Below are 17809 nucleotides of genomic sequence, written 5' to 3' on the forward strand. Positions count from 1 at the left end.
GAGGCGGGGATCTCGGGGAGGCGGGAGGCGACGTCCGGGCAGGAGACCGTGCCGGGTCCCGCCAGGGTGCGGGCGCTCGTGCCGCCGCCGTCCCCGGAGGACTCCCCGGCGAGGGCGGAACCGGCGATCACCGCGCCGGACAGCGCCACGGCGGCGGCACCGCCGATGAGGCCGACGCGGCGCTTGTTGTACTTCGGAAGAGCCCTGGACATGCGGATGCCTCACTCGGAGTCGGGGTGTCTCGGGTGGAGCGACGCGGCGCCTGCGTGCGGTGGGTGATACGGGAAAGCGATTTCGCGCGTTCACGGGCCGTCGGATTCCGGCCGCGAAGTGGCCGGAATCCATGCCTCCGGGGGAGCGGATTGACGAATCATGCGGACTCCTGCATACTCATGCATGTCAGCGAATGCACTGTGAGGAGAAACCCGTGACCGAGCGCGTCGTACTCGCCTACTCAGGCGGTCTGGACACCTCCGTCGCCATCGGCTGGATCGCCGAGGAGACGGGCGCCGAGGTCATCGCCGTTGCGGTCGACGTCGGCCAGGGCGGCGAGGACCTGGACGTCATCCGCAAGCGCGCGCTCGCCTGCGGTGCCGTCGAGGCCGAGGTCGCGGACGCCAGGGACGAGTTCGCCGAGGAGTACTGCCTCCCGGCGATCAAGGCCAATGCCCTCTACATGGACCGCTACCCGCTGGTCTCCGCCCTCTCCCGGCCGACGATCGTCAAGCACCTCGTCGCCGCCGCGCACAAGCACGGCGCCACCACCGTCGCCCACGGCTGCACCGGCAAGGGCAACGACCAGGTCCGCTTCGAGGCCGGCATCGTCGCCCTCGCCCCCGACCTCAAGTGCATCGCCCCGGTCCGCGACTACGCCATGACCCGCGACAAGGCCATCGCCTTCTGCGAGGAGAAGGGCCTGCCGATCGCGACCACCAAGAAGTCCCCGTACTCCATCGACCAGAACGTCTTCGGCCGCGCCATCGAGACCGGCTTCCTCGAGGACATCTGGAACGCCCCGATCGAGGACATCTACGAGTACACCCAGAACCCGGCCGCCGAGCGCGAGCCCGACGAGGTGATCATCTCCTTCAAGGAGGGCGTCCCCGTCGCCATCGACGGCAAGCCCGTCACCGTCCTGCAGGCCATCCAGCAGCTCAACGAGCGGGCCGGCGCCCAGGGCATCGGCCGGATCGACATGGTCGAGGACCGCCTCGTCGGCATCAAGTCCCGCGAGGTCTACGAGGCCCCCGGCGCGATCGCCCTGATCACCGCCCACCAGGAGCTGGAGAACGTCACCGTCGAGCGCGAACTGGCCCGCTACAAGCGGCAGGTCGAGCAGCGCTGGAGCGAACTGGTCTACGACGGCCTGTGGTTCTCCCCGCTCAAGCGCGCCCTGGACGGCTTCGTCAACGAGGCCAACCAGCACGTCACCGGCGACATCCGGATGACCCTGCACGGCGGTCGCGCCGTCGTCACCGGCCGCCGCTCCACGTCGTCGCTGTACGACTTCAACCTGGCCACGTACGACACGGGCGACACCTTCGACCAGGCCGCCGCCAAGGGCTTCATCGACATCTACAGCCTGTCGGCGAAGATCGCGGCCAAGCGGGACCTGGCGTAAGCGCCCGACGGCCCCCCCCGCACGCACCAGCCCGGCCGCCGCCTCCCCCCTGACCGGCGGGGAGGCGGCGGCACATCCGCACATCCTCGAGGAGCACGCAAGTGAGCAGCAACAGCGGTGACGTACGGCTCTGGGGCGGCCGTTTCGCCGACGGGCCCGCCGAGGCCCTGGCGAAGCTGTCCGCGTCCGTCCACTTCGACTGGCGGCTCGCGCCCTACGACATCGCCGGCTCCCGCGCCCACGCGCGCGTGCTGCACCGGGCGGGGCTGCTCACCGAGGACGAGCTCACCCGCATGCTCGCCGGCCTCGACCGGCTGGAGGCGGACGTCGCCGACGGCTCCTTCACCGGCACCATCGCCGACGAGGACGTGCACACCGCCCTGGAGCGCGGCCTGCTGGAGCGCCTCGGCCCGGACCTCGGCGGCAAGCTGCGGGCCGGCCGGTCGCGCAACGACCAGGTGGCCACCCTCTTCCGCATGTACCTGCGCGACCACGCCCGCACCGTCGGCGGCCTGATCGCCGACCTCCAGGACGCGCTGATCGGCCTCGCCGAGGCCCACCCGGAGGTGGCCATGCCCGGCCGCACCCACCTCCAGCACGCCCAGCCGGTGCTCTTCGCCCACCACGTCCTGGCCCACGTCCAGGCGCTGTCCCGGGACGCCGAGCGGCTGCGCCAGTGGGACGAGCGCACGGCCGTCTCCCCGTACGGCTCGGGCGCGCTGGCCGGGTCCTCCCTCGGCCTCGACCCGGAGGCCGTCGCCGAGGACCTCGGCTTCGAGCACGGCAGCGCGGCCAACTCCATCGACGGCACGGCCTCCCGGGACTTCGTCGCCGAGTTCGCCTTCATCACCGCGATGATCGGGGTGAACGTCTCCCGGATCGCCGAGGAGATCATCATCTGGAACACGAAGGAGTTCTCCTTCGTGACCCTGCACGACGCCTTCTCCACCGGCTCGTCGATCATGCCGCAGAAGAAGAACCCGGACATCGCCGAGCTGGCGCGCGGCAAGTCCGGCCGGCTGATCGGCAACCTCACCGGCCTGATGGCGACCCTCAAGGCACTGCCCCTCGCGTACAACCGCGACCTGCAGGAGGACAAGGAGCCGGTCTTCGACTCCATCGACCAGCTGGAGGTCCTGCTGCCGGCCTTCACCGGGATGATGGCCACCCTCACCGTGCACCGCGAGCGCATGGAGGAGCTGGCCCCGGCCGGGTTCTCGCTCGCCACCGACATCGCCGAGTGGCTGGTCAGGCAGGGCGTGCCGTTCCGCGTCGCGCACGAGGTGGCCGGCGAGTGCGTCAAGGTCGCCGAGGCCGAGGGCAAGGAGCTCGACGAACTGACCGACGAGCAGTTCGCCGGGATCTCCCCCCACCTCACCCCCGAGGTGCGCACCGTCCTCGACGTCCCCGGCGCCCTCGCCTCCCGCAACGGCCGGGGCGGCACGGCGCCGAGCGCGGTCGCCGTCCAGCTCGCCGAGGTCAAGGCGGACGTGGCCGCCCAGCACGCCTGGGCGAACGCCAGGAAGTAACCGATCAGGTGCCGCGGGGGCATCGCGGGTTACGTTGGTCCGGCAGCCGCAAGGAGCCGACCGAACGGAGTCCGCGATGCCCTTCGCCCGACTGGCCTCGGCCACCACCCCCACGTGTCACATCGGCCTGGGACTGGCCGCCGTCGGCCGGCCCGGCTACATCAACCTGGGGCGTGACGAGGACCTCGGAGCCGACCGCGGTGTCGACGCCCTGCGCGCCCGCACCCACGAGCTCCTGGACGCCGCCTACGCCCAGGGCGTGCGCTACTTCGACGCCGCCCGCTCCTACGGCCGCTCCGAGGAGTTCCTCGCCGAGTGGCTGAAGGACCGGCCCGGCGCCGCCGACGTCGTCGTCGGCAGCAAGTGGGGGTACACCTACACCGCCGACTGGACCACCGACGCCGAGCGGCACGAGGTCAAGGACCACTCCCTCGCCGCGTACGAGCGGCAGCGCGCCGAGTCCGAGGCGCTGCTCGGGGACCGGCTCGACCTCTACCAGATCCACTCGGTGACCCCGGACAGCCCCGCCCTCACCGACAAGGAGCTGCACGCCCGGCTCGCCGAGGCCGCCGCCCAGGGCCTCACCGTCGGCTTCTCCACCAGCGGCCCGGCGCAGGCCGACGCCGTCCGCGCCGCCCTCGCCGTCACGGTCGGCGGCGAGCCGCTCTTCCGCACCGTCCAGTCCACGTACAACGTGCTGGAGACCTCCGCCGGGCCCGCGCTCGCCGAGGCGCACGACGCCGGACTGACGGTGATCGTCAAGGAGGGCATGGCCAACGGGCGGCTGGCCGACCCGAACGCCCCGGAGGCGCTGCGGGCGGTCGCCGAGGAGACCGGCCTCGGCTGCGACGCCGTCGCTCTCGCGTTCGTCCTGCGCCGGCCCTGGGCCGGCGTCGTCCTCTCCGGGGCGGCGACCGCCACCCAGCTCGCCTCCAACCTGCACGCCCCCGCCGTCGACCTCACCGACGACCACCTCTCCCGCCTCGCGGCCCTGACCGAGGAGCCGCACGCCTACTGGGAGCGGCGCGGCCGGCTGCCCTGGCACTGAGGCACCCCGGCGCACCCGCCGCCTCCGCGCGCCGTGAGACGTACACGCTCAGGACGAGACAAGCGTGTCCAGCGTGAGACATGAATGTCTCACATGGTCTACACTCGTCTCATGGCTGTCGATCGTGATCACGTGCTGCGCAGTGCCGCCGCCCTGCTGACCCGCAAATCGACCGCGACCATGGACGAGGTCGCCAAGGCGGCCGGGATCAGCCGTGCCACACTGCACCGGCAGTTCGCCGGACGGGACGCGCTGGTCCGGGCCCTGGAGGCGCTCGGCATCGCGGAGTGCGAGGCCGCCCTGGAGGCGGCCCGGCCCGAGGAGGGACCGGCCGCCGACGCCGTGCGCCGACTGGTGGCCGAGTTCGAGCCGCACGCCCCCCTGCTCGCCTTCCTCTACACCGAGAACCAGCTGTTCGAGGGCGAGGAGCAGAACGAGGGCTGGACCCGGATCGACGAGCGGATCGCCGACCTCTTCCGGCGCGGCCAGGCGAGCGGGGAGTTCCGTATCGACCTCACCCCGGCCTGGCTCACCGAGGCGCTCTACGGACTGCTCGCCTCCGCCGCCTGGGCCGTGGCCGAGGGCCGCGTCGCCCCCAAGGACTTCACCCACATGACCGTCGAGCTGCTGCTCGGTGGCGCACGACGTCGGAACGACACATCACCGAGGTAAGGAACCATGACCAGCACCCTGCAGCCGACAGGCTCCACCGAAGTGGTGAAGCGGCCGGGCCGTTGGCTCGCGCTCGGCGTCCTCGTGCTCGCCGTGCTGCTGGTGGCCGTCGACGCGACCGTCCTCGGCCTCGCCACCCCGTACATCAGCGAGGACCTGGCGCCCTCCGGCACCCAGCTGCTCTGGATCGGCGACGTCTACTCCTTCGTGATCGCCGGTCTGCTCGTCTCCATGGGCAGCCTCGGCGACCGCATCGGCCGCAAGCGGCTCCTGCTCCACGGCGCCACCGCGTTCGGCGCGATATCCGTGCTCAACGCCTACGCCACCACACCCGAGACGATGATCCTGGCGCGGGCCCTGCTCGGTGTCGCCGGCGCCACCCTGATGCCGGCCACCCTCGCCCTGATCCGCAACCTCTTCCACGATCCGCGCGAACGCAGTCTCGCCGTCGGGATCTGGGGCGCGACCGCCTCCGCGGGCACCGCCGTCGGGCCGATCCTCGGCGGCTTCCTGCTCGAGCACTTCTGGTGGGGCTCGGTCTTCCTGATCAACCTGCCCGTGATGGCCGTCCTGGTCCTCGTCGGCCTCAAGCTGCTCCCCGAGTCCCGGACGCCGGACCCCGGCCCCTGGGACCTGACCAGTGTCGTCCTGTCGCTGGTCGGCATGATCGGCGTGGTGTACGCGGTGAAGGAGGCCGCCGCGCACGGCGTCGGCTGGCCCCCCGCGGCCGCCGGACTGCTGGGCGCGGGCGCCCTGTACGCCTTCGGACGCCGTCAGCTCCGGCTCCCCGCGCCCCTATTGGACATGCGGCTGTTCAAGCACCGCGGCTTCAGCGGCGCCGTGCTCGCCGATCTGCTGACCATCCTCGGACTGTCCGGGCTGGTGTTCTTCCTTTCGCAGTACCTGCAACTCGTCCAGGGCAGGCGCCCGCTGGAGGCGGGACTGGCCGAACTTCCCGCCGCGATCGGCGCGGTGGCGGCCGGTCTGGTCGCCGGCCGTGCCGCCCGGCGCTTCTCGGTGCGTTCCGTCGTCGCCGGCGGACTCGCCGCCATCGGCCTCGCGCTGGCGACCCTCACCGTCATCGGCCAGTCCACCGGCTATCCCCTGCTCGGGGCGGCGCTGCTGATGGTCGGGACCGGCGCCGGCTTCTCGTTCACCGTGACCGCCGACGTGATCCTCTCCAGCGTGCCCAAGGAACAGGCGGGCGCCGCCTCCGCCGTCTCCGAGACGGCCTACGAACTCGGCGCGGCCCTCGGCATCGCCGTGCTCGGCTCCGTCGTCACCGGCGTCTACCGCGGCTTCACCGGTCCCGCGGGCACCCCCGCCGCCGCGCACGAGTCGCTGGGCGGGGCCGTCGAGGCGGCGTCCGGGCTGCCGGCCCCCACCGCCGAGGCGATGCTGGACGCGGCCCGGCAGGCCTTCGTCGACGGTCTGGCCCTCGCGGCCGGCGCGGGCGCGGCCGTGCTGCTGGCCGCGGCGGTGGCCGCCTGGTTCCTGCTGCGCGGTCAGCGGCTGGAGGACCTCGCGGAACACCCCTGACCTGCCCCGCGTGAGGCTCCGAGCCCGTTCTCGCCTCCGCCCGACGGCCCCGGCCCCGTGCCCGGCCCCGCACTCGGCGCCGTTCCCGACGGCCGGGGGAGCCACCGGCCATGACGCTCCGTGCGAAGGAGGCGGTCCCCACCGTCACCGTGCGGGCCGCCGCGGGCCGCACGGGCGGTGGGGCCGCGCCCGCCGGGTATGCCCGCCCCCGAACGGCCGTCCCGCACACGGGGCCGGCCCGCGCCCCACCCGGGCGCGCCGGACGGCGGCGGACACACCGACGGCGGGCCGCTCGAGGAGCGGCCCGCCGTCCGGGGGCGAAGTGACCGGCAGGTGCCTACGCGGCCTTCGCCTTGCTCGCGTACATGTCCACGTACTCCTGCCCGGACAGCCGCATCACCTCGGTCATCACCGAGTCGGTGACCGCGCGCAGGACGTAGCGGTCGCGGTCCATGCCGTCGTACCGGGAGAACTCCATCGCCTCGCCGAAGCGGACCGTGACCCGGCCCGGCCGGGGCAGGCCCGCGCCGCCCGGCTGGAGCTTGTCGGTGCCGATCATGGCGAACGGCACGACGGGCGCGCCGGTCATCAGGGTGAGCCGGGCGATGCCGGTGCGGCCCCGGTAGAGGCGGCCGTCGGGGGAGCGGGTGCCCTCCGGGTAGATGCCGAAGACCTTGCCCTCCTCCAGCACCCGACGCCCGGTCATCAGGGCCGCGACTCCGCCCCGGCCGCCGTCCCGGTCGACCGGGATCATGCCGACGCCGGTGAAGAACCAGGCCATCAGCCGGCCCTTGAGGCCTTTGCCGGTGACGTACTCGTCCTTGCCGATGAAGAAGACCTGGCGCTCACAGACGATCGGCAGGACGATCGAGTCGATGAACGTCAGGTGGTTGCCGGCCAGGATGACCGGACCGTCGCCGGGAATGTGCTCCGCGCCCTCCACCCGTGGGCGGAACATCAGGCGCATGGCGGGGCCGAGCACTGCCTTGATGAGCGCGAAGCGGGACAACAGGCCCTCCGTGGGAAGCGGACGTCGGTGAATGCCGTATGTGTCTGTGCAGGTGAGGACATTACTCGCGGTCCGGGGGCGCGCGCACGTCGGGCTCACGGGACCGGCCGAGGTCTTACGCCCTCTTGACCGGGGGTTCACCTGCCGGTGCCGACCCCCCGACTGCCCGGAACACCACCGTCACACGGTGATGGAGCTCACCCTCACCCGCACACCGGACGGGTGCCCCGAACCGCCCGGCCGAACCGGACGAGCCGTCAGATCACCGGCGGAATACGACACGCGTACGGCGGACGCAGGACGCGGGCCCGAGGGGCGTGCGCCATGCAACATCATCCGTGTGTTCCGTCCCGGGTCTCCCGCCCGTCACGCACGCACCCCTACGATCGGCCCGCACTGGACGAGCCGACGGCAGGAGGACGCTCATGGGAACGCGGGAGTCGAACGAACAGGCGGGCGGAACAGGACGGCGAGCCCTGCTCGGCGCGGCGGTGCTCGGCGCGTCCGGAGCGGTCCTGGGACCGGTCGGCACGGCGAGAGCCGCCGACGCCCGGCGGGGCGGCGGCCGGGGACTGAAGGGCCTGCCCGTCCCCACCGTCATCGGCCACCGCGGAGCCAGCGGCTACCGGCCCGAGCACACCCTCGGCGCCTACCAGCTCGCCCTCGACATGGGCGCGGACATCGTCGAGGCCGGTGACCTCGTCCCCACCCGGGACGGCCACATCGTCTGCCGGCACGAGCCGGAGATCGGCGGCACCACGGACGTCGCCGACCACCCCGAGTTCGCCGGCCGCAGGACCACCAAGACCCTGGACGGCGTCCCCGTCACCGGCTGGTTCACCGAGGACTTCACCCTCGCCGAACTGAAGCGGCTGCGCGCCGTCGAGCGGATCCCGGCCAACCGCCCGCACAACACCCTCTACGACGGCCGCTGGGAGATCCCCACCTTCGAGGAGGTGCTGCGCTGGCAGGACGAGCAGACCCGCAAGCGCGGCAAGCAGGTCTGGATCTACCCCGAGGCCAAGCACCCCACCTACTTCCGCCGGCTGGGCCTCGGCCTGGAGGAGCGGGTCGCGAAGCTGCTGCGCAAGCACGGCAAGGACCGCCGGAACTCCCCGGTCGTCCTGCAGTCCTTCGAGCCGACCAGCATCCGGCGGTTCGGCCGGCTCGTCGACAACCCGCTCGTGGTGCTCCTGTCCGGCGCGGGCAGCCGCCCCTGGGACTTCGTCGAGTCGGGCGACCCGCGCACCGTCGCCGACCTCATCACCCCCGAGGGCCTGGAGGAGATCGCCTCCTACGCCCAGGGCATCGGACCCACCCTCGACCTCGTCATCCCGCGCGACGCCGGCGGCCGGCTCACCGAGCCCACCACCCTGGTCCGCGACGCCCACCGGGCGGGCCTGATCCTGCACCCCTACACGCTGCGCAACGAGAACCCGTTCCTGCCCGCCGACTTCCGCAGGGGCACCGACCCCGACGCCTACGGCGACGTCTTCGGCGCCTACCGGGCGTACTTCGCCACCGGCATCGACGGCATCTTCACCGACCAGCCCGACACCGGCCTGCTGGCCCGCGAGTACTTCGTCAACGAGTGAGCGGATCGTCCCGGTTGGGGTGATCTTCGGCTGCTCCGTGCAACTTCGCGCGGGGCGGCCGGGTCGTCGTGCGTATGACGCACCAGCCGGTCATGACGCACGACCCGGTCGCCTCCGACCTGGTCGCCTCCCTCCGTCCGCTGCTCACCGCGGAGGCCCTCGCCGAGGCGCCCGGTTCCGGGGCCGAACCCGGTGACCTGGAGCAGGCGGTCTGGCTCCGCCTCCTGGAGCGCCTCGACGCCCAGGGCCCGCCGCACGACCCTCAGGGCTGGCTCCGCCGGGCCGTCCGCGCGGAGGCCCGCCGCACCCGGCGCACCGCCCGCCGTGAAGCACCGTTCCGCCGCGACCCCGCCGACGACGGCGACCGCGACCCCGAACGCCTCGCGCTCGCCGCCGCCCGCCGCCGCGCCCTGCGGGACGCCGTGCGGCGGCTGCCCGGCCGCTGCCCCCGGCTGATGGAGGCGCTGCTGTCCCCGCGTGATCCGACATACCGGGAAATCGCAGGGGAGTTGGGTATCTCACAGGGCAGTCTCGGTCCGGAACGTTCCAGATGCCTGGGATGTCTGCGTCGTTTGCTCGCGCCGGAGGTTGCGGCCCGCTGAGGACGGGGATAGGAGTGGGGGACGACAGGTGATCAGGTGAGCGGGAGGCATGCGCACATGGGCATGAGCGTGACCATCTCGGCAGCGGCCGAACAGGACGCGGAGCAGATCTTCAGGTTGCGGTACCTGTGCTTCCAGAGCGAGGCGGCGCTCTACGGCAACTACCGCATCGACCCGCTCGTCCAGACCCTCGACTCGGTCCGCGAGGAGGTCGCCGCCGACTGCGTCTTCGTCGCCCGCCTCGGCGACGAGGTCGTCGGTTCGGTGCACGGCAGGATCACCGAGGACGGCGCCGCCGCCATCGGCAAGCTCTGCGTCCACCCCCGCCTCCAGGGGCACGGCATCGGCGCGCGTCTGCTCCGGGCCGCGGAGTCGGCCCTCGCCGGCGAGCGCGGCGCCCGGACGTTCCGGCTGCACGCCGGGCACCGCAGCGAGAGCAACCTGCAGCTCTACAGCAAGGTCGGCTACCAGCGGGTGGGGACGTCCCGGGGCGCGGACGGCGTACCGATGATCGTCCTGGAGAAGAGGGCGGAGGCGTACGCGACGACGGCCTGACGGGCGGTCAGGACGCCGGCCGCTCCGTGCGTGCCCTGCGCAGCCAGTACAGGGCGGTCAGGGGCAGCAGTACGGGGATGAAGAGGTACCCCATCCCGTAGTCCGACCACACGGTCGCGTCGGGGAAGGCGGACGGCTCCACCAGGGTCCAGGTGCCGATCGTCAGGACGCCCACCAGCTCGGCGGCGCAGCACACCAGCGCCGCCCTGCGGGCCGTCTCGCCGCCGCGGACCAGGGTGTACGTGATGAAGCCGTAGACCACGCCGGCCGCCGCCGACAGCGTGTAGGCGAGCGGCGCGCGGTCGAACTCGGTGGCGATCTGGTACACGGAGCGCGACACGGCGCCGACGACCATCACCCCGTACAGCCACACCAGCAGCAGACCGGGCCCGCCGATCAGCCGGGTCCGGTTCGGCCTCTCCTGCGTCCCGGTCATCTCAGCCTCCCCAGATGTCATGGAGCCGCACCTCGAGCACCGCCAGCACGACACCGCTCGCGGCGACCGTCACCGACCCCCAGCGGGTGCGCTCGCCCAGCGACATGAAGCCGGCCGCGGGGACGCACGCGAACGAGCCGAGCAGATACGCCACGAAGATCGTCGTCCCCTGCTCCGGCTTCTCGCCGCGGGCCAGCTGCACGATCCCGACGACCAGCTGGACCAGCACCAGCAGCGTGACCACGGCCATCCCGATGAAGTGCCAGTCCTTCGTCGGCTGGTCACGGTAGGCGGCCCAGCCGCACCAGGCGGCGAGCAGCAGCGCGGCGACGCCGGTCACCAGCGTCAGGACATCAAGCATGGCAGCGACCCTATTACGCCGAAAACTCCTTGCGCCCTCCGGCCCCGCCCAGGCGCCGCGGCGGTCCCCGGCCCGTCGGCCGGTCGGCGCCGTAGGGTCGAGAGCATGACGATCCACGCACAAGCCCTCCTGTTCGACAACGACGGAACCCTCGTGTCCTCCCTCGAATCCGTGCGCCGCTGCTGGACCCGGTGGGCCACGGAGTACGGGATCACGGCCGAGGAGTTCGGCCGGATCGAGCTGCACGGCCGGCCGGCCGCCGAGATAGCCGCCGACCTGCTGCCCGCCCACGTCGTCCCGCAGGCCGTCGCGCGGATCGAGGACCTGGAGGTCGAGGACGTGCCGGACGGCGGCGTCCATCTGCTGCCGGGGACCAGGGACTTCCTCGACGCGCTGCCCGCCGAGCGCTGGGCCGTCGTCACCTCCGCCACCCGGCGGCTGGCCGAGGCCCGTCTGGGCGCCGTCGGCATTCTGCCGAAGACCCTCGTCGCGGCCGACGACATCACCCGGGGCAAGCCCGACCCCGAGCCCTACCTGCTCGCCGCCCGCACGCTCGGCGTCGACCCGGCGCACTGCGTCGTCTTCGAGGACGCCCCCGCCGGGCTCCAGGCCGGCCGCGCCGCCGGCATGACCACCGTGGCCTTGGCCACAACCCACCGGGCCCACGAACTCACCGCCGACCTCGTCGTCGAGGACCTGTCCGCCCTGTCCGTACTGGTCACGGACGCGGGAGTGGAGATCTCCGTACGTCCCTGACGTGCGCACACGGGTGTCCACGGCTGTCCACTATGCGGACAGCCGTGTTCGGTCAGGGGTGGACATCTGCTTTACTGGCCGCATGACCACGACGAGCGACCGCACCCCTGCGACCGAGGCGATCACGACGCCCGGTGCTCGCCGTATGTGTCCGCGCCGAATGCGCGCCTTCTAGAGGGCCCCTGCACCACCTGAGCCTCGCGCCCCGAAGCGAGAGCCGCTCGAGTCGGCCCGCGTGCCCCGCACGCGCGACTGAGCCACGCCCCCCACGTGCACGTCTCCCCACGGTGCGGTTCCTCCTGCCGCACCCGCGGGAAACGCTGCCGTGCCACGGCTGCTTTCGACCCGAACGCCCCGTGCCCGGCGCCCGACGGCGCGCCGCGCACTCGACAGTGACGGAATCCCACGTGATCACCACCACGGGCCTCACCAAGGTCTACCGCTCCCGCGGACGCGAGGTCACCGCCCTGGACGGCGTCGACCTGCACGTCCGCGAGGGCGAGGTCTACGGCGTCATCGGCCAGTCCGGTGCCGGCAAGTCCTCGCTGATCCGCTGCGTCAACCTGCTGGAACGCCCCACCGCGGGCACCGTGACCGTGGCCGGCCAGGACCTCACCGCGCTCGCCGGCCGCGGCCCGCGCGCCGGCCGGGACCTGCGGCGGGCGCGCAGCCGGATCGGCATGGTCTTCCAGCACTTCAACCTGCTGTCGACCCGCACCGTGCAGGACAACGTCGAACTGCCGCTCGAAATCCTCGGCACGTCGGGGAAGGAACGTTCCCGCAAGGCGCTGGAACTGCTCGACCTGGTCGGTCTCGCCGACAAGGCCAAGGCCTACCCGGCCCAGCTCTCCGGCGGTCAGAAGCAGCGCGTCGGCATCGCCCGCGCCCTGGCCGGCGACCCCAAGGTGCTGCTCTCCGACGAGGCCACCAGCGCCCTGGACCCGGAGACCACCCGCTCGATCCTGGCGCTGCTGCGCGACCTCAACCGCCAGCTCGGCCTCACCGTCCTGCTCATCACCCACGAGATGGACGTGGTGAAGTCGATCTGCGACTCGGCCGCCCTCATGGAGAAGGGCCGCATCGTGGAGTCCGGCACGGTCAGCGACCTCCTCGCCACCCCCGGCTCCGAACTCGCCGCCGCGCTGTTCCCCGTGGGCGGCGAGGCGTCCGGCGACGACCGCACCGTCGTCGACGTCACCTTCCACGGCGACAGCGCGACCCAGCCGGTCATCTCCCAGCTGTCGCGCACCTACAACATCGACATATCGATCCTGGGCGCCGCCATCGACACCGTCGGCGGCCTCCAGGTCGGCCGGATGCGCATCGAACTGCCCGGCCGCTACGAGGACAACGTCGTGCCGGTCGGCTTCCTGCGCGAACAGGGCCTGCAGGTCGAGATCGTGGGTCAGGAAGCACCCGCGCTGGTGAAGGAGGGGGTCAAGTGACCTGGTCCCAGATGCAGCCGCTGCTCGAGCAGGCGTGCGCCGAGACACTGGTCATGGTCGGCTGGTCCACCCTGATCGCCGTCGTCGCCGGCCTCCCGATCGGTGTCCTGCTCGTCCTCACCGACAAGGGCGGCCTGCTGCAGAACACCGTGGTGAACAAGGTCATCGGCCAGGTCGTGAACATCGGCCGCTCGATGCCGTTCATCATCCTCATGGTCGCCCTGATGAGCTTCACCCGCTGGGTCACCGGCACGACCATCGGCAGCGCGGCCGCGATCGTGCCGCTCGCCATCGGCGGCATCCCGTTCTTCGCCCGCCTCGTCGAGACGGCCGTGCGCGAAGTGGACCACGGGCTCGTCGAGGCCGTGCAGTCGATGGGCGGCAGCACCTGGACGATCGTCCGCAAGGTCCTCGTCCCCGAGGCGCTGCCCTCGCTGATCGCGAGCACCACCACCACGATCATCGCCCTCATCGGCTACTCGGCCATGGCCGGCACCGTCGGCGGCGGCGGACTCGGCGACCTCGCCGTCCGCTACGGCTACCAGCGCTTCGAGACCGGCCTGATGTGGGTCACCGTCGCGGTCCTCGCCGTGGCCATCTCCCTCATCCAGTTCGCCGGCGACTACGCCGCCCGCGCCCTGCACCGCCGCGGCGGCCGTTCGGGCCCCTCGCCCAGGCTCCGGTTCCTGAAGGCCAAGGAGCCCGCCGCGGCCGACATCAGCAAGGTCGCGTGAACCCCACAGACTCCCCGTACCACCCGAGACGGGGCAGCACCACCCAAGGAAAGGCACTTTTCGTGCGTAACACCGCCAAGATCACCACCGCCGTCCTCGCCGCCGGAGCCCTCACCTTCGGCCTCACCGCCTGCGGCTCGGACCAGGACGCCGCCTCCGACGGCTCCGGCCCGCTGATCGTCGCCGCGAGCCCCGTCCCGCACGCCGAGATCCTCACCTTCGTCAAGGACAACCTGGCCGAGAAGGCCGGCCTCGACCTCGAGGTGAAGGAGTTCACCGACTACGTCACCCCGAACACGGCGACGGAGGACGGCTCGGTCGGCGCCAACTTCTTCCAGACCCAGCCGTACCTCGACGACTTCAACAAGAAGAACGGCACCCACATCGTGTCCGTCGTCGACGTGCACCTGGAGCCGCTCGGCCTGTACTCCCACAAGGTCAAGAAGGCCGACGAGCTGAAGAGCGGCGCGACGATCGCCCTCCCGAACGACACCGTCAACGAGGGCCGCGCCCTGCAGCTGCTCGCCGCCAACGGGCTCCTCACCCTCAAGGACGGCGTCGGCACCGCGGCGACCCCCGCGGACATCACCGAGAACCCCAAGAAGCTCAAGTTCAAGGAGCTGGAGGCGGCCCAGACGCCGCGCTCCCTGGACGACGTCGACGCCGCGGTCGTCAACGGCAACTACGCCATCGAGGCCGACCTCAAGCCCGCCGAGGACGCCCTCGTCCTGGAGTCCGCCGAGGGCAACCCGAACGTCAACCTCCTCGCCGTCAAGGAGGGCCAGGAGGACGACCCGCGCGTGAAGAAGCTCGCCGACCTCCTCACCTCCCCCGAGGTGAAGAAGTTCATCGAGGACAAGTACGCCGGTTCCGTCGTCGCCTCCTTCTGATCGACGCGACCCGCGCGACCTGCACGGCACCCCCGGGGTCCGCTCCGCTCACCGGAGCGGACCCCGTGGTGCGGTTCAGTGCTTTCATGCTGCATGCTGGGCAGTTCAGCAGCACCCGACGGTCTCTCAGGTTACGGAGCGGCGCATGACGAGCACCTTCCCCGGCATCTCCATCAGCACGGAGCGGTTGGTGCTGCGTCCCCTCGAGACGGACGACGTGCCCGCCCTGGCCGCGATGATGAACGACGAACAGGTCGCCGCCTGGACCGACGTCCCCCAGCCCTTCACCGAACAGGCCGCCCACGCCTGGATCACCGAGTACGCCCCCGCCGAACGCACGGCCGGGCGCGGGCTCGACCTCGCCGTCACCGAGTTCCTCACCCAGCGTCTGGTCGGCGTCGTCCGGCTCGCCAGGACCGACTGGCACGTCCGGTCCACCGAGATGTCCTACATCATCGCCCCCTGGGCGCGCGGTGAGGGTTACGCCTCCGAGGCCGCGCTCGCCACCGCCCGGTGGCTCTTCGGCGACCAGAAGCTCGAACGCGTCGAGCTGCGCACCGCCGCCGACAACACCGCCTCGCAGCAGGTCGCCCAGAAGATCGGCTGCATCAACGAGGGCGTGCTGCGCAACGCCTGCATAGCCCACGTCCGCACCGAGGACGGCGGCTGGACCGACGTGCGCACCGACTACATCGTGTGGAGCCTGCTGCCCGAGGACATCGAGGGCGCGGACGGGCAGCCGGCCGACCCGGACGGGTTCACCGCCTACGCCGACTGGAACTGACCTTTCCGGGGAGCCGCGACCCACGACCGGGGGTACCGCCGAAGCGGTCCACCGCCCGCACCGGGTACGCTCACCGGACCCGCCCCCGGGCGGAACAGCCGACGACGACCTGCGAAGACCCCAGGAGACTGACGACGATGGCCGACCGGGTCACGGTGATCGGCTGGGACGGTTCGCCGCTGACCGCCGCGGCACGCGCCGCGCTGGGTGCCGCCTCCCTGGTGGCCGGCGCGGCCCACCACCTGGCGCTCCCCGAGGTGCCCGCCGGCGCCGAGCGCATCCGGCTCGGGTCCGTCACCCTCGCCGCCCGCCGCATCGCCGCCCACCGCGGCACCGCGGTCGTCCTCGCCGACGGCGACCCCGGATTCTTCGGCGTCGTGCGGACGCTGCGCGCGCCCGAGTTCGGCCTGGAGGTCGAGGTCGTCCCCGCCGTCTCCTCCGTCGCCGCCGCCTTCGCCCGCGCCGGAATGCCCTGGGACGACGCCCATGTGGTCGTCGCGCACCCGCGCACCCTGCGACGCGCGGTGAACGTATGCCGGGCCCATACCAAAGTGGCGGTGCTCACCTCACCCGGCGCCGGCCCCGCCGAGCTCGGCCTGCTGATGGAGGGGGTCCACCGGACCTTCGTCATCTGCGAGGAGCTCGGCACCGAGCGCGAGCGGGTCACCGTCGTCACCTCCGACCGGGCCGCCGACCACACCTGGCGCGATCCCAACGTCGTCATCGTCGTCGGCGGCCCGGTCGGGGCCGGCGAGTCCACCGGCTGGATCGCCGGGCGCGACCCCTCCGTCGGACCGCGCGGCTGGTCCCTGCCGACCGAGGCGTACGGCGGCGCACTCGGCGAGGGCGAGCGGGAGCCCCTGCGCGTCACCCAACTCGCCCGGCTCGGACCGCGCCTGGGCGACCTGGTCTGGGACATCGGCTGCGGCAGCGGCGCCTTCGCCACCGAGGCCGCCCGCGCCGGAGCCGCCGTCATCGCCGTCGACAGCGACCCGGGGGCCTGCGCCCGCACCGAGTCCGCCGCCCGCCGCCACGGTGTCCTGCTCCAGACCGTCCACGGCACCGCCCCGCACGTCCTGGAGAACCTCCCCGAACCGGATGTCGTCCGGGTCGGCGGCGGGGGAGCGGCCGTGGTCTCCGCGGTCGCCGACCGCCGGCCGCAGCGCATCGTCACGCACGCCGGCACCCGCGACGCGGCCGAACTCATCGGCCGGAACCTCGCGGAACACGGCTATCAGGTCGAGTGCGCCCTGCTGCAGTCCGTGGAACTCGACACCCGGGCCTGGACGGAGAAGGAGCGGAGCGTCGCGTTCCTGCTCAGCGGGGTCCTGCCCGCGCGCAGCGGCTGACCCGGTTTCCGTCCCCGTGATCGGGTTGTCGTACCGCGCGCGGTAGGCTGGCCGATTGTTGTACCGCACTCGGGCCCCCGGCGCTTCGTCGGTCAATGTCCGGAAAACGCGTCCGTTTTGGGGTGGGTCGTGGTACGGCAGAACCGGAGGGCGCGCAACGTGGCGCAGTCCACAGCGGAACCGTCGCCGATCAAGCTGACGCGACGGCCGTGCGGCCGCGACAATGCCAGTGAATGGCTTTGTCGCCTTTTCGGGCGGGCCGTTCGTGCCGCTGGGGACGCACGCTCGTTCTTCAGTGTGGGGCGGTCGGTGCGCCGTTCCGGGTGAGCTGGTCGTAGGGAGCACTAACCGATGGGCGAGGGGTACGCATGACCGACACCGGCCAGGTCCCGGGCGAAGGACTGCCGGAGAACGCAGGCATGGTGGAACAGCCGGGCGTTCCCGCGCCCGATCCGTACGCCTATCTCTCCGAAACCTCCGTCGAGGACGAAGACCTGCTGCTGCCCGGAGCCCAGGGCGCCTGGGGCAACGAGGTCGCCCCGCCCGTCCCGGAGCCGGTCGTCGAGACCGTGCACGAGCCGGGCCCGCACGAGATGTCCGGCCGCGACAGCGGCTCGGTCGACCTCGGCGGCGTCCGTCTGCCCGACCCCGGGCAGGCACCGGCGCCCGCCGCCGCGGCCGCGCACGAGCAGGCGGCGCCGCCCGCGCCGCGCCGTCCGCTGCACCTCGGGCCGCCCGTTCCCAACCTCTCCGCCGGCCCGGTCCGCTCCCTCGCCGACCGCGGTCCCGCCCAGGTGCCGGTCCGCCAGACCGGGACGCCGACCCTCGGTCCCGAGTACCTCGACGTCCCGCGCGCCCGGGAAGCGACCGCCCCGCAGGCGACC

17 protein-coding genes and 2 pseudogenes are annotated in these 17809 nt (G+C 72.4%); 15 read left to right on the forward strand and 4 right to left on the reverse strand.

From position 1 onward, the window contains the following. A pseudogene (locus tag B7L92_RS03960) lies at positions 1-212 on the reverse strand (hypothetical protein); the annotation flags it as partial. A gap of 215 nt (positions 213-427) precedes the next feature. Here B7L92_RS03960 and B7L92_RS03965 point away from each other — a divergent pair. The 5 genes from B7L92_RS03965 (at position 428) to B7L92_RS03985 (ending at position 6409) form a co-directional block, all read left to right on the forward strand. Then, entirely contained in the window at positions 428-1621 is a 1194-nt protein-coding gene (locus B7L92_RS03965) for an argininosuccinate synthase (RefSeq protein ID WP_218030424.1), read from the forward strand. A 101-nt stretch (positions 1622-1722) separates the two neighbouring features. Continuing rightward, the gene (gene argH / locus B7L92_RS03970) at positions 1723-3150 is read left to right on the forward strand and encodes an argininosuccinate lyase (protein WP_081236097.1); all 1428 of its coding nucleotides are present in this window, start codon (positions 1723-1725) and stop codon (positions 3148-3150) included. Between the two features lie 76 nt (positions 3151-3226). Further along, complete coding sequence (locus tag B7L92_RS03975) at positions 3227-4198, forward strand: aldo/keto reductase (protein WP_081236098.1); 972 nt, start codon at positions 3227-3229, stop codon at positions 4196-4198. A gap of 111 nt (positions 4199-4309) precedes the next feature. Next, the gene (locus tag B7L92_RS03980) at positions 4310-4870 is read left to right on the forward strand and encodes a TetR/AcrR family transcriptional regulator (RefSeq protein ID WP_255310744.1); all 561 of its coding nucleotides are present in this window, start codon (positions 4310-4312) and stop codon (positions 4868-4870) included. A 6-nt stretch (positions 4871-4876) separates the two neighbouring features. Then, a complete protein-coding gene (locus tag B7L92_RS03985) occupies positions 4877-6409 on the forward strand; it encodes an MFS transporter (RefSeq protein ID WP_081236100.1) in 1533 nt (510 codons plus the stop codon). A gap of 337 nt (positions 6410-6746) precedes the next feature. On the opposite strand, the gene B7L92_RS03990 is transcribed toward B7L92_RS03985, so the two are convergent. Beyond that, a complete protein-coding gene (locus B7L92_RS03990) occupies positions 6747-7418 on the reverse strand; it encodes a lysophospholipid acyltransferase family protein (RefSeq protein WP_004990471.1) in 672 nt (223 codons plus the stop codon). A gap of 425 nt (positions 7419-7843) precedes the next feature. Between B7L92_RS03990 and B7L92_RS03995 the strand changes: the two genes are divergently transcribed. The 3 genes from B7L92_RS03995 to B7L92_RS04005 all read left to right on the forward strand — a co-directional run bounded on the left by B7L92_RS03995 (position 7844) and on the right by B7L92_RS04005 (position 10170). Continuing rightward, positions 7844-9013, forward strand: a complete 1170-nt coding sequence (locus tag B7L92_RS03995) for a glycerophosphodiester phosphodiesterase (RefSeq protein WP_081236101.1) — start codon at positions 7844-7846, stop codon at positions 9011-9013. A gap of 74 nt (positions 9014-9087) precedes the next feature. Continuing rightward, entirely contained in the window at positions 9088-9615 is a 528-nt protein-coding gene (locus B7L92_RS04000; protein WP_438363946.1) for a sigma-70 family RNA polymerase sigma factor, read from the forward strand. Positions 9616-9672: 57 nt separating this feature from the next. Then, entirely contained in the window at positions 9673-10170 is a 498-nt protein-coding gene (locus tag B7L92_RS04005; RefSeq protein WP_081236102.1) for a GNAT family N-acetyltransferase, read from the forward strand. 7 nt (positions 10171-10177) lie between these two features. Here B7L92_RS04005 and B7L92_RS04010 read toward each other — a convergent pair whose 3' ends face one another. After that, positions 10178-10606, reverse strand: a complete 429-nt coding sequence (locus tag B7L92_RS04010; RefSeq protein WP_004990480.1) for a hypothetical protein — start codon at positions 10604-10606, stop codon at positions 10178-10180. A gap of 1 nt (position 10607) precedes the next feature. Next, entirely contained in the window at positions 10608-10967 is a 360-nt protein-coding gene (locus B7L92_RS04015; RefSeq protein WP_081236103.1) for a hypothetical protein, read from the reverse strand. Between the two features lie 105 nt (positions 10968-11072). Here B7L92_RS04015 and B7L92_RS04020 point away from each other — a divergent pair, with 105 nt between their 5' ends. The 7 genes and pseudogenes from B7L92_RS04020 to B7L92_RS04050 all read left to right on the forward strand — a co-directional run. After that, positions 11073-11723, forward strand: coding sequence for an HAD family hydrolase (locus B7L92_RS04020; RefSeq protein WP_081236104.1), 651 nt, complete (start codon positions 11073-11075; stop codon positions 11721-11723). Between the two features lie 407 nt (positions 11724-12130). Further along, positions 12131-13168: a methionine ABC transporter ATP-binding protein gene (locus B7L92_RS04025; protein ID WP_081236105.1), complete on the forward strand. Its 1038-nt coding sequence runs from the start codon at positions 12131-12133 to the stop codon at positions 13166-13168. Further along, a complete protein-coding gene (locus B7L92_RS04030; RefSeq protein WP_081236106.1) occupies positions 13165-13902 on the forward strand; it encodes a methionine ABC transporter permease in 738 nt (245 codons plus the stop codon). The genes B7L92_RS04025 and B7L92_RS04030 overlap by 4 nt, the downstream gene beginning before the upstream one ends. 62 nt (positions 13903-13964) lie before the next feature. After that, positions 13965-14792, forward strand: coding sequence for a MetQ/NlpA family ABC transporter substrate-binding protein (locus tag B7L92_RS04035; protein WP_081236107.1), 828 nt, complete (start codon positions 13965-13967; stop codon positions 14790-14792). Positions 14793-14937: 145 nt separating this feature from the next. Then, positions 14938-15576 carry a GNAT family N-acetyltransferase gene (locus B7L92_RS04040; protein ID WP_081236108.1) on the forward strand — a complete coding sequence of 213 codons (639 nt, stop codon included), beginning with the start codon at positions 14938-14940 and terminating at the stop codon, positions 15574-15576. Between the two features lie 137 nt (positions 15577-15713). Then, entirely contained in the window at positions 15714-16925 is a 1212-nt protein-coding gene (gene cbiE, locus B7L92_RS04045; protein ID WP_081236109.1) for a precorrin-6y C5,15-methyltransferase (decarboxylating) subunit CbiE, read from the forward strand. Positions 16926-17293: 368 nt separating this feature from the next. Then, a pseudogene (locus tag B7L92_RS04050) lies at positions 17294-17809 on the forward strand (nicotinate-nucleotide--dimethylbenzimidazole phosphoribosyltransferase); the annotation flags it as partial.

The organism is Streptomyces viridosporus (assembly GCF_002078235.1).
Classification (GTDB): domain Bacteria; phylum Actinomycetota; class Actinomycetes; order Streptomycetales; family Streptomycetaceae; genus Streptomyces; species Streptomyces viridosporus.